The organism is Nocardia sp. NPDC087230 (genome assembly GCF_044744725.1).
GTDB lineage: Bacteria > Actinomycetota > Actinomycetes > Mycobacteriales > Mycobacteriaceae > Nocardia > Nocardia canadensis.
The window spans coordinates 68,149-80,446 of the sequence record NZ_JBIUYV010000013.1 but is presented as its reverse complement, the minus strand read 5'-3'; the positions used below and the strand labels follow the sequence as shown (position 1 = coordinate 80,446).

The 12,298-nt window shown below is 69.7% G+C and carries 10 protein-coding genes; 1 reads left to right on the top strand and 9 read right to left on the bottom strand.

Annotated elements, in window-relative coordinates; genetic code table 11:
• Positions 1–2: 2 nt before the first annotated feature.
• Positions 3–662 (bottom strand): TetR/AcrR family transcriptional regulator, encoded by a 660-nt coding sequence (locus ACIO52_RS29500; RefSeq protein ID WP_402648459.1) that lies wholly within the window; start codon positions 660–662, stop codon positions 3–5.
• Between the two features lie 245 nt (positions 663–907).
• On the opposite strand from ACIO52_RS29500, the gene ACIO52_RS29495 reads away from it, so the two are divergent.
• A complete protein-coding gene (locus ACIO52_RS29495; RefSeq protein ID WP_402648457.1) occupies positions 908–3,085 on the top strand; it encodes a malate synthase G in 2,178 nt (725 codons plus the stop codon).
• A gap of 133 nt (positions 3,086–3,218) precedes the next feature.
• Here ACIO52_RS29495 and ACIO52_RS29490 read toward each other — a convergent pair whose 3' ends face one another.
• The 8 genes from ACIO52_RS29490 to ACIO52_RS29455 form a co-directional block, all read right to left on the bottom strand.
• Complete coding sequence (locus tag ACIO52_RS29490; RefSeq protein WP_402648454.1) at positions 3,219–3,746, bottom strand: SMI1/KNR4 family protein; 528 nt, start codon at positions 3,744–3,746, stop codon at positions 3,219–3,221.
• Positions 3,747–4,016: 270 nt separating this feature from the next.
• A complete protein-coding gene (locus ACIO52_RS29485) occupies positions 4,017–5,384 on the bottom strand; it encodes a hypothetical protein (RefSeq protein ID WP_402648452.1) in 1,368 nt (455 codons plus the stop codon).
• Positions 5,385–5,395: 11 nt separating this feature from the next.
• Positions 5,396–6,232: an ABC transporter permease gene (locus ACIO52_RS29480; protein WP_316574695.1), complete on the bottom strand. Its 837-nt coding sequence runs from the start codon at positions 6,230–6,232 to the stop codon at positions 5,396–5,398.
• A gap of 20 nt (positions 6,233–6,252) precedes the next feature.
• A complete protein-coding gene (locus tag ACIO52_RS29475; RefSeq protein WP_218719980.1) occupies positions 6,253–7,200 on the bottom strand; it encodes an ATP-binding cassette domain-containing protein in 948 nt (315 codons plus the stop codon).
• Positions 7,197–8,582, bottom strand: coding sequence for a nucleotide disphospho-sugar-binding domain-containing protein (locus ACIO52_RS29470; protein WP_316574697.1), 1,386 nt, complete (start codon positions 8,580–8,582; stop codon positions 7,197–7,199). Before ACIO52_RS29470 ends, ACIO52_RS29475 begins: the two co-directional genes overlap by 4 nt.
• Before the next feature lie 4 nt (positions 8,583–8,586).
• On the bottom strand, positions 8,587–10,008 hold the full coding sequence (locus ACIO52_RS29465) for a condensation domain-containing protein (RefSeq protein WP_402648447.1): 1,422 nt from the start codon (positions 10,006–10,008) through the stop codon (positions 8,587–8,589).
• Positions 10,009–10,437: 429 nt separating this feature from the next.
• Complete coding sequence (locus tag ACIO52_RS29460) at positions 10,438–11,757, bottom strand: diacylglycerol/lipid kinase family protein (protein WP_402648444.1); 1,320 nt, start codon at positions 11,755–11,757, stop codon at positions 10,438–10,440.
• Positions 11,758–11,809: 52 nt separating this feature from the next.
• Positions 11,810–12,142 carry an acetyltransferase gene (locus ACIO52_RS29455; protein ID WP_255588246.1) on the bottom strand — a complete coding sequence of 111 codons (333 nt, stop codon included), beginning with the start codon at positions 12,140–12,142 and terminating at the stop codon, positions 11,810–11,812.
• Positions 12,143–12,298 lie beyond the last annotated feature (156 nt).

Sequence of the window (12,298 nt, the reverse complement as noted above, 5' to 3'; positions counted from 1 at the left end):
GGTCAGCCTTTCGGGTCGGTGTCCGTGGCGCTGAGCCCGGACAGGACGGTGTCGGTGAGGATGTCGGCGATCTCGGCGGGGGAGTGCGCGCCGCGTTCGCGGTACCAGAACCCGAGCGAGTTCAACATGCCGAGCAGGCCGTTGGTGACGACGTGATCGGCGGTGCGCAGCCGCCCCGCGGCGTAGCCCGCATCGATGACGTCCTGCCAGCGATGCTGGAGGCGGTCGCGTAACCGCTGCAACTCGATCGCGCGGTCGCCGGTCAGGGCGTCGGCATCGCGCAGGTGTACGGCGACCGCGCGGCGATGGGTGACGATCAGCTCCACATGACTGCGGATGAGCAGGCGCAGCGTCGCGACCGGGTCGGTGCTCGCCTCGGCGAGGCGCTCGGCGTCGGCGAGCAGCAGACGGGTGTAGTCGGCGAGGATCTCCCACAGCAGCTCCTCCTTGGAGCCGATGTGGTAGTACAGCGCGCCGCGCTGGACGTCGGCCCTGGCGCCGATCTCGGCGACGCCGGTGCCGTGGAAGCCGCGCTCGGCGAACAGCTCCAGCGCGGCGGCGCGGATGCGATCACGGGTGTCGGCCGCGCCGCGATCGGCGGCCGGCGGGCGGCCGCGGCGACGGACCGGAGCGACGGGTTCGCCTGCTCGCGCGACGCTCATCGTGCCTCCGCTCCACCCGGCGACCTGGGCGAGCCGCCGAGAAATGTTCCGGTCAGTACATTAATTCTCCGGGTGCCTACAATCAAGGGGTGTGCCGCCACGCCCACGCGCCGACCCCGGCGTCTCGGCGTGGCGGAATGGACGGCGGTTCCACGACGTTCCCACCCACACGAGGTGTCACCACTACCCACGGGTAACATGACATCGACTTTTCCCACCCGGCTTTCTCAAAAGTGAGGCAGTAGATGACAGAGCGGATTCAGGTCGGCGGGCTCCAGGTGGCCAGCGTTCTCCACGATTTCATCGAGAACGAGGCGCTCCCCGGTACCGGCGTAGATTCCGCCGCGTTCTGGGCCGGAGCCGAGCAGGTCATCAACGACCTCGCCCCGCGCAACCGCGCCCTGCTGGCCGAACGCGACGAGATCCAGGGCAAGCTCGACGCCTGGCACCAGGAGAGCCCCGGCGCCGGCTACGACAAGGGCGCCTACAAGCAGTTCCTGACCGAGATCGGTTACCTGCGTCCCGAGCCCGCCCCGTTCCAGATCGGCACCGGCAACGTCGACGCCGAGATCGCCACCACCGCGGGCCCGCAGCTCGTGGTGCCGGTGATGAACGCGCGCTTCGCGATCAACGCCGCCAACGCGCGGTGGGGCTCGCTCTACGACGCGCTCTACGGCACCGACGCCATCTCCGAGGCCAACGGCGCCGAGAAGGGCACCGGCTACAACCGCGTGCGCGGCGACAAGGTCATCGAGTGGGGCCGCAACTTCCTCGACGACGCCGTCACCCTGATCACCGGCTCGCACATCGGTTCGTCGTACTACAAGATCGTCGACGGCGAGCTCGAGGTCGGCCTGGAAGACGGCACCGACATCGGCCTGGCCGATCCGTCGCAGCTCGTCGGCTACCTGGGCGACCCCGAGGCCCCGACCTCGGTGCTGCTCAAGCACAACGGCCTGCACATCGAGATCCAGATCGACGCGAACTCGCCGATCGGCTCGACCGACACCGCCGGCGTCAAGGACATCGTGCTCGAGTCCGCGCTCACCACGATCATGGACTTCGAGGACTCGGTCGCCGCGGTCGACGCCGACGACAAGGTCGTCTGTTACCGCAACTGGCTCGGCCTGATGAAGGGCGACCTGGCCGAAGAGGTCACCAAGAACGGCAAGACCTTCACCCGCACCATGAACCCCGACCGCGTGTTCACCGCGCTCGACGGTTCCGAGCTGGTGCTGCACGGCCGTTCGCTGCTGTTCGTGCGCAACGTGGGTCACCTGATGACCTCCGACGCGATCATCGACGCGCAGGGCAACGAGGTGCCCGAGGGCATCATGGACGGCCTGATCACCTCGCTGATCGCCGTGCACTCGCTCAACGGCTCCGCTCGGCTGTCCAACACCCGCACCGGCTCGGTCTACATCGTGAAGCCGAAGATGCACGGTCCCGACGAGGCCGCGTTCACCAACGAGCTGTTCGGCCGGATCGAGGACGTCCTCGGCCTGACCCGCAACACCCTCAAGGTCGGGATCATGGACGAGGAGCGCCGCACCACGGTCAACCTCGCCGCGTCGATCGAGGCCGCCAAGGAGCGCGTGGTGTTCATCAACACCGGCTTCCTGGACCGCACCGGCGACGAGATCCACACCTCCATGGAGGCCGGGCCGATGGTCCGCAAGGCCGAGATGAAGACCCAGACCTGGATCACCTCCTACGAGGACTGGAACGTCGACACCGGTCTGGCCAAGGGTCTGCCCGGCAAGGCGCAGATCGGCAAGGGCATGTGGGCCATGCCCGACCTGATGGCGGGCATGCTCGAGCAGAAGATCGGCCACCCCAAGGCCGGCGCCAACACCGCGTGGGTCCCCTCGCCGACCGCCGCCACCCTGCACGCCACCCACTACCACCAGGTGGACGTGTTCAAGCGGCAGTCCGAGATCGCCAAGGGCGGCCCGCGTGCCACCGTCGACCAGATCCTGGAGATCCCGCTGGCCCAGTCCACCGACTGGTCCGACGAGGAGAAGCGTCAGGAGCTGGACAACAACTCCCAGGGCATCCTGGGCTACGTCGTCCGCTGGATCGATCACGGTGTCGGCTGCTCGAAGGTGCCCGACATCAACGACATCGGCCTGATGGAAGACCGTGCCACCCTGCGCATCTCGAGCCAGCTGGTCGCCAACTGGCTGCGCCACGGCATCGTCACCGAGGCCGACGTGATCGCCAGCCTCGAGCGCATGGCGCCGGTCGTCGACCGCCAGAACGCCGGCGACAAGGCCTACCGCCCGATGGCGCCGGACTTCGACGCCTCGATCGCCTTCCAGGCCGCCAAGGAACTGGTGCTCGAGGGCACCAAGCAGCCCAACGGCTACACCGAGCCGATCCTGCACCGCCGCCGCCGCGAGTTCAAGGCTGCGCAGAAGTAGTGCTGCCGAGTGCATGAAAAGTAGCTCATAGCAGTGCTTTTCGCTTGTGGCCCCGCGTCGGAGAGATCCGGCGCGGGGCCACTGCCGTCACTGGACATGAACGTTGGAGACGACGAGCGGGCGATGCTCGGCGTCAGTTCACGGCACGCTGAATCCGGGTTCTCCTTGCGCGCATCGCTTCGGTGGATTCGCGAATCTTCTGCTGGATACGCCAGGACTGCCGAAGGAATTCGATGAAACCGTCGGCAAGCTTGTGATCCTCAGGGGCACACTCGTTGTAGAGATAGACTGCACCGGATCCGCGTCGGAAGAAATAGACTTTATAGCCTTGATGGTGGCCGAAGAAGAAGTGGTTCTCCAGTGTCGGTCCCTCGCCGGAGATTTCTTCGGCGGCCTCTCGGGCATCCAGCATTCGCGGAAAGAACAGGTCGGTTCCCCGGAAGAGTGTGCCGGCCTGCTTTCCCATCTGCGCGAGAAAAGCGTGATACTCATCGGGGATCGGGAAGCCTTCGGGCGCAAGAGAATAGACCTGTGCGATCTCTGCTGAGTCACACCCGATGATCGAGTCGCTCGTTGCGAATCCGGACTCTATCAGGTCGCGACCGAACGATTCCATGTCACGGCTGCTGGTGTTCCTGGGCGTATCGATCTCACGTGACACGCGACCCCCCATCGAAGACAACAGAATCGAGGCTAGCGATGGTGGCGCCGGAAGGGCAACAATCTATCGGGGGCGGGCCAGTTGGCGTATCGCACCGCCTCGGTGCTCTGGTTTCCGCTGTTCAGAAGTAGCTACTCGCGAACGAAGCGTGCTGCGCGTCGAGCGAATCGCTCGCAACGCAGCCGGTCGATGACGTCGACTTCGACCTGTGCGAGGGCACAATTGCGGAAACCACCTCTGGGACAACGATCGGTGACACGACTGGGACCCTCACCAGTAGTGCGGTGTGAGGCCCCAGAAGTCGAATTCGGTGGTGAGGAGGGTGCGGAGGGCGGCGCGGGTGGGGAAGCGGTCCGGGTCGGCGCCGGTGACGGCGAGGGTGACGGTGTGGCCGTCGGTGCAGAAGGAGAGGTTCACACCGACTTCCACGCGGCGGAACATGGCGGGATCGTTCGTGCAGACGACCGGGCGCATGAGGACGGCCGAGGCGTGGTGGCCGGCGAAATCGGCGACGCCTTGGGCGGTGTCGCCGAGGTTGGTGCACAGGCATTCCGGTGCGGTGGCGGTCCGGGCGAAATGGCGCAGGACGAAACGCGGCAGGATCATCTGGAGGGGTTGCAGGTGTTGCAGGGCCGGGGTGGTCGCCGGGTCGCGGTAGGCGGTCGCCGCCTGTTTGACCGCCGTGCGGACCGCGGCGAGGTCGACGCGGTCGGTGGTGCGGTAGCGGACCGAGATCGGCAGGCCGGTGGTGGCATTGGCGCGCGGGTCGTCGGCGGTACGCATCGAATGCGGAATGTCGACGCGGATGTCGGCGGCGTCGCCGACACGTCCGCTGCGCCCGAGCAGGCCCGCGCCGAGGGCGATCAGCAGTCCGTTGGTCGTGCCGGAATGTGTTGCGGCGACGGAGTTCCACTGGTCCAGCGACAGCTGCACGACGACGTCGGCGGGGGACCATCGCCGCGGCAGCGGCAGCAGGGGTTGCGCGGGTCGGGGCGTGCGGTCGGGCTCGGTGACAGCCCGGGCCGCGATCGCGGCCCGGATGCCCTTCGCCACCGCTCGCAGCTGATGCAGCGCATCGGAGACGTTCGCGCCGAGCGCGTTTCGCGGTGCCCGGCCGACCAGCGCCCCGGAACTCACGGTCCGGTCGGGTTCCTCCGCCAGGCGGGCCAGCGCATCGCCGACGGCGAACAGCACCGCGCCGCCGTCGGAGGCCACGTGCGAGGTCACCAGCGACACCAGGGTCCCGCCCGTGGTGGTCGGCGCGGCCGACAATCGCCACACCAGACCGGTGCCGGGGTCGAACTCCACCCGGCTCTGCGCGAAGTACCAGTCCAGCACCTCGTCCTCGGCGACCGGCACCGTGTCCCACCCCAGCGGGATCGAGGCGGTGGCGGGCACCCAGTACGGCCGGGCGAAGGGCACCCGGGTGCCCTGGACCCGGCGGGCCAGGAAGCCCTGGGCGAGGTGGGCGTGGAAGCGGTCGAGCAGGTCCCGGCTCAGCGGCTCGTCGAACCGCCACGCGAGCTGGTTGACCAGTGCGTTGCCGTAGAGGCTGTGCAGTTTGAGGAACAGGTCGTCGTCGGCGGTGAGCCGATTGACGGCGGCCACGGGAGCGATCGCGGGAGCGGTGAGCGTCATGGTGGCTCCTCTCAGCGGGCACGCAGGGTGCGGACGGTCAGGGGCGCGAAGACGGCGACGACGACGAGCGAGGCGACGACCGACCAGCAGGCATCGGCGCCGATCGCGCCGTTCTCGGCGAGCGCGCGGACCGCCGACACCAGATACGACACGGGGTTGTAGTCGGAGACGTAGCCGAGCCAGGTGGGCATGGACTCCTCGGGCACCAGCGCGTTCGAGGCGAAACTCAGGAAGGTCAGTACCAGCATCGACATGCCCTGCACGGCGGCGGGCCGCGACACGGTGACCCCGATGAACGCGAACAGCCAGCTGATCGCGGTGGTCGCCAGCACGACCAGCACCGCGCCGGCGACGAAGCCGATCGGATGCGCCGGTCGGTAGCCCATGGCGAACCCGACGATCACCACCGTGGTCGCAGCGATCACATAGCGGGTTGCCCCGGCCAGCAGCGCGCCGGCGACCGGGGCCGACCGCGCGATCGGCATGGCGACGAACCGGTCGAAGACTCCCGAGCGGATGTCCTCGGACAGCTGCACCCCGGTGGCGACCGACGACGTCAGCACAATCTGCACCAGTACGCCCGGGATCAGGATCGGCAGGTAGGCCGTCATGCTGCCGGCGATGGCGGTGCCGAAGATGCTGCCGAACAGCAGCGGCCCGACGATGGGCAGCAGAAGGGCGTCGTAGAGCAGCTGTGGGCTGTGCCGGAAGGTGAGCAGCCCGCGCCAGGCCATCAGCAGGGACTGGAACAGCGCGGCGCGCAGGCTCACGTGCGTGACGCGGGGGCGGCGAGCGATCGTCGCGGGCGTGGTGGTCTCGACGGCGATCTCGGCGGTGGTGACGGTCATGATGGTCTCGGCTTCCGTGATCAGGCGGCGGCGCGAGCCGTGCCGGTGAGAGCGAGGAAGACCTCGTTCAGGTCGGGTCGGTCGACGGCGAAGCCGCGCAGTGCGATGCCCGCGGCCCGGCAGGCGGCGACGATGTCGGCGGCGGTGCCCGCGTCGGCGAGCGCGACGGTCAGGACGCCGGCCGAGGAGCCCTCCGGCACCTCGCCGGTGAGGTCGGCGACGATGGCCTCGGCGTGCCCGGACTGGGCCACATCGGCGAGTTCCAGGCGCAGCACCTGTTCGCCGATGGAGGACTTGAGCTCGGCGGCGGTGCCCTCGGCGACGATGGCGCCGCGGTCGATCACCGCGATCCGGTCGGCCAGTGCGTCGGCTTCCTCGAGGTACTGGGTGGTGAGCAGCACGGTCGCGCCGCGGGCGACGAGCTTGCGGATGATGCCCCACATGCGGTCGCGGGTGTGCGGGTCCAGGCCGGTGGTGGGTTCGTCGAGGAAGATCAGCGGGGGATCGGTGATCAGCGTCGCGGCCAGATCCAGGCGCCGCCGCATGCCGCCGGAGAACTGGCCGACCGGGCGATCGGTGACCGCGCTCAGCTCGAACTCCGCGAGCAGTTCGGTGCTGCGGGCGGCGGCCGCGCGCCGGGAGAGACCGAGCAGGCGGCCGAACAGGCGCAGATTCTCACCCGCGGTGAGGGTTTCGTCGACGGAGGCGTATTGGCCGGTGAGCCCGATCATCGAGCGCACCGCGGTGGCCTCGCGCACGATGTCGTAGCCGAAGATCTCGGCGCTGCCGCGATCGGGCCGCACCAGGGTCGCGAGCATGCGCACGGTGGTGGTCTTGCCCGCGCCGTTGGGGCCGAGCAGGGCGAAGACGGTGCCCGCCGCGACGGTGAGGTCGACCGCGCCCACGGCGGTGAAGTCGCCGTAGGACTTGCCGAGTCCGGTGATCCGGATGGCGATATCGGGGTTCATGGGAGTCTCCCTGGGGCGTCGATGAGTTCGGGCGCGACCGGGGCCAGCGCCGCGACGATGTCGGCGGCACGCTCGACACCGTCGGTGGTGAAGGCGGCGGCGTAGTCGGCGGCCCGGCGGCGGACCTCGGGGGTCGAGATCCGGTCGAGCAGCGAGTCGAGCCGCGCGCCGGTGAGCGTGCGCGCCGGGGTGGTCGCCGCCAGGCCGCGTCGTTGCAGCGCTCGTCCCCAGTAGGGCTGGTCGGCCTGGACCGAGCAGATCACCTGCGGCACACCGGCTCTCAACGCGGCCGCGGTGGTTCCCGCGCCGCCGTGGTGCACCACCGCCACACAGTGCGGCAGCACCTCTGTGTGGTCGACCTGGTCGACGACGGCCACGTCGGCATCGATGCCGGGGGTGATCGCGGCCCAGCCCGAGGCCAGCAACAGTCGGCGCCCGCGACGCGCGCAGACCTCACGCAGCATGGCGACGAACTCGACGGGATCCCCGACATCCATCGAGCCGAAGCCCACGTAGACGGGTGCGGAACCGGCCGCCAGCCACCGGCGAACCGCTGCCTGGGCATCGGTGCGGGAGCGGAAACCGGCGGAAGCCGTGGCGGTCGCGCTCGACGGCAGCGCCGGATCCGTCGAGGCGCCGCACCGCACGTCGTCCCGGGGACCGAGCGGCCCGGCCTCGGGATGCGCGCCGCGCGGCCGCCGGTGACGATCGGAATCCCTCGGCGTGGTGCGGGCACCGTCGACGTCGACCGGAAAGCCGGTGAACGGCCCGGGCAGTTCGTCGCGCAGACCGGGGAACAGCGTGGGGTCGTACGCCTGGATACGCACCCTGGTCGGCGGTTCGCCCGTGGGCAGCACCGGAGCCAGCGCGGCGGCCCTGGCGAAGGCGAGCGCCGACCACCCCCAGCGGTGCACGACACCCGGGAGTCGCTGCGCCCAGCGCGCCGGAACCACCGGGACGACGGCATTGGCCTGGATCGGGAAGAAGTGCATCGCCGCGAACGGCAGCCCCGCCTCGTGCGCCACCGCGGCGGCGGCCTCCTCGCCCGCCATCCCGGCCACCACCGCATCATGGCCGGGCACCAGCTCGCGCAGGTCGGCGACCATGTCCGGCACCCCGCGACGCTGCAGGTCGAGCACGGCGCGCAGTCGTGACCACGGATTGCGGGCCTTGAATCGGCGGTCGGTGCGCTGGGCGTGCAGCAGCACGGCGCTGTCACACCCGAAGGGGACCGCGGGGACGCCGTGTTCGGTCGCGAACCCGACGAGGTTGGGGGCCAGCGCGAGGGTCACCTCGTGTCCCCGGGCGATCAGGGAGCGCGCCAGCAGGATGCCGGGCTGGGCATCGCCGCGGCTGCCGGTGAATGCCAACAGGGCCCGCATCGGCTCATACCGCCTGCGCGACGACCGGCGCCGCGACGGGCGCGGGTGCGTCGAGGTGGACCGCCGCGGTGACCTCCGTCAGCACCGCGCCGAAGGCGGTGAGGAAATCGTCCATCACCTCGGCGGGCAGCCCCGCGGGATACCGGGTGGACACGTAGAGGCCGTCGGCGGCCCGCACGACCCACAGGAACACCTCGTCGGTGGAGTACGACTCCGCCCGCAGGGTCCGTCCGCGCAGGTCGGCGACGAGCTCGTAGCCGGGCAGCACCCGGATGTCGAGGAAGGACACACCGAACCGGGGCGTCTCGCGCACGCCGAGGATGTCCAGCACGCGCGACCAGGACGCGTCGTTGGCGGTTCGCGACCGGCGCAACGCGGCGCGGGTGCTCTCCAGCGCCGCGGCCATCCCCGCGCCGGACTCCACCCGGATGTCGACCGGGACGACATTGACGAACCAGCCCATCGCTTCCAGCCAGCGCAGGTCGGGCCGGGTCGCGATCGGCATCACCGTGCGCAGACGTTCCGTGCCGAACCGGCGCTGGTGGGCCACGGCCAGCGCGGCGAACACCGCCACCGACATCCGGTGCCGCACCTGGTCGAGCACCGCTTCGATCTGTTCGAGCTGGTCGAGCTCGAGCACCCGCCGCGACACACTCGGCTGCGCGAGGCCGGCGGCCACGGGCCGGTGCGTGTGCGGGGCGAACTGTGGCATGGTGCCGTCGCCGCCGGCGAGGAACTCCCGCCAGGTCGCCACCGCGGGCGACGCGGCGTCGAGGTCGGCGGCGGCCGCCCGCTCGACCACCGCGAAGTCGGCGGGACTGCCGAACGTGGCCGATTCGCGCGCCCGCTCGCCCGCCAGCACCTCGCGGTAGAGGGTGCGCAGCTCCAGGATGAGGATGGCCTGGGAGTAGGCGTCCATCACCGAGTGATCGGCGCCCACCAGCACGGTGAAGTCCGCGGTCGCGGCATGCTCTACGGTCGCGGCCAGCAGATGCGGCCAAACCAGCGGGGACAGCCGCAGTTCCAGTGCGCCGCAAAGGAATTCGTTGATACTCGTCCCGTCGGTGAGTCCGTCGACCTGCTGTTCGACGATGCCGACCGCGGTGGCGGGCGCGAGGAGCCTGCCGGGTTCGCCCGCGGGGTCGGGGCGCACCGTGGTGCGCAGCCCCTCGTGCCGGGCATGCCAGCGGCGCAGCGTCTCGGCCCAGGCGGCGCGATCGAGCGGGGCGTCCATCTCGAAGACGGTGCCGATCCAGCGGCCACGGCCCGGTCGCGGGTCGGCGGGGTCGACGCTCGCGCAGTAGCCGGCGTGCACGCTGGTGAGCGGACGGTCGTCGGGGTGCCAGGCGTTCGCGGGCAGTTCCGGCGTCCAGAGCGACAACGTGCCGGGGCGGATCTCGAATTCGGACAGGTGGGTGTATTCCATGACCGGTTCACCTCGTGACGAATACATGCCGGAACGGCGGAAGACGGATTCGAAAAGGGGCACGTCGATGTGTCACCACTGATGCTCTGGATCTTCGACGGCGGTAATTCCCGGGAAGCCTCGGCGGATCTGATGGTATAGCCGGAGCGGTGGAATTCATGCCTGTGACGGCGATCACGGTTTTGCTGAACAAAACTCTTCTGCCAGCGGTTGGTGCTGAGGGTTCGGTGGATTGCGGCTGTCGCACAGAATATTTCGGATGGAAATATCGGTGCACATCGGTGTCCGTCGACACTTTTGTTCAGCCGTGGTCGGTGCGCGGTGTCGGCGTCATCACAGCCCGGGTAGCCCGTTGTCCGGTGCTGTTTCCCGGCCGTTCACCCGGTGCGGTGTGGCAGCGAGTGAAATGCCGGAATCGATGGGCTGTGCTCAGCGCGATGCCGCGATGTCGCCGCGAATGGCCAACTCGCGCAGCCGGACCCAATCGATCGTGGGCCGTGCGGGCGGTGTTCCCGGCCGGTCGCGCGGCACCCATACGCGCAGCGCGCCCGGTTCGATGACGCAGCGCACCGGCGTGTCGAGGCGGCGGGATTCGCCGTCGACACCGACCGGGAGCTGCGGGGCGTCGGTGTCGACGTCGACCCGCGCGGTGGTGTGCTGGGTGAGCCCGCGGCTGCGGGTGCGGCGGAGCAGGCCGACCGCGTCGCGAGTGTTGGCGACCGAGACGGTGACCGCACCGAGCATGCCGCGATCGAGGCGGTCGCGGCGGTTCAGGCCGGCGAGATCGCTGGTGCCGTAGGGGTTGTTGCTCACCAGGATCGCCTGCGGTCCGACGACCGTGGTGCCGTCGATTCGGGCGACGAGCTGGTGGCCGGTGTGGCCGGCGAGCAGGTCGGGCAGCAGACGCAGGACCGTCGCGGTCTTGTCGTCGCGGTAGGCGGGACTGCGCACGATCTCGGCGTAGACGCCGAACGAGGCGTTGTTGACGAACGGCAGTCCGTTGATCCGGCCCAGGTCCACGCGCAGCTCCACGCCGTCGCGGAGCGCGTCGAGCCCGGCGGCAGGATCGTCGCGATCCAGGCCGAGGTCCATCGCGAAGTGATTGCGGGTCCCCGCGCTGATCACCAGGAACGGCAGATCGTGCTCGGCCGCGACGCCTGCCACCAGGGCCTGGGTTCCGTCACCGCCCGCCACCCCGAGCAGATCCGCGCCCCGCGCGACGGCCTGTCTGGCCAGCGCCTCGACATCGACGTGGCCCTCGAGCATCGCTACTTCCGCACCCAGTTCCTCGGCGCGGCGACGCAGGTCGAACTTCTCGACCTTCCCGCCGCCGGACCGTGGATTCATGATCAGGAACGGGTGCTGGGCGCGCGGGGCCGACCGGCCCGGCGCGGTGGCGGGTGGTGTTCCGGCGCGCAGCGCGATGCGCGCGCAGACCACCGCCAGCAGGGCTGCCGCGACGGCGAGCAACACCACCCACAGCAGCCGGGCGCGCACGAACACCACGACGACGAAGATCGGCGAGAGCACCGCGATCGCCAGCGACACCCAGCGCAGCACTCCGTACCTGGTCAGGAACCAGTACAGCGCGGCCATCGTGACGACCACGCCCCCGGTGCCGATGATCAGCACACCGAGGGTCCCCACGACCCCGGCGAACAGCACCGGGATCACCGCCGTCAGGGCCGCGAACACGAAGGCGGCCCGGGCCGACCAGGTCCGGATCCGCCGTCCGGAGTCGGTGGTCATCGCCCGGCCCGCCGTGGCGCGGGCCGGCATGTCGTCCGTCGCACGGGCGGACTCAGGGCTGTGGTTTCCAGGTGGCGATCGCCCAGATGATCACCACGCTGAGGGCGATGATGATGAACGACCAGGCCGGGTAGTAGGGCAGGGAAAGGAAGTTCGCGACGATCACCAGCCCGGCGACACCGAGCGCGCTGTACCGGCCCCAGGTGGCGCCCAGGACCAGGCCGACGCCGACGATCAGCGCCAGCGCTCCGAGGACCACATGGACCCAACCCCAGGTGGTCGTATCGAACTCGTACACGTAGTCGATTCCGGCCACATATATTTCGTCTTCCAGCAGCGCGGAAATGCCCTGCAGGATCGAGACCGCCGCCAGGATGAGAAGCATGCACGCGGCCGTGATGGATATTCCTTCCGCGACGGCTTGTCGCTGAAAGGGTTCTGCTTCGGGTGGTGCGCGATGCGCTGAGGTATTGCTGGTCATGCTCGACTCCTCGCTGTGCGGAGGGACGCCAGCCCGTCGCGAACAGGATCGCCGACAATT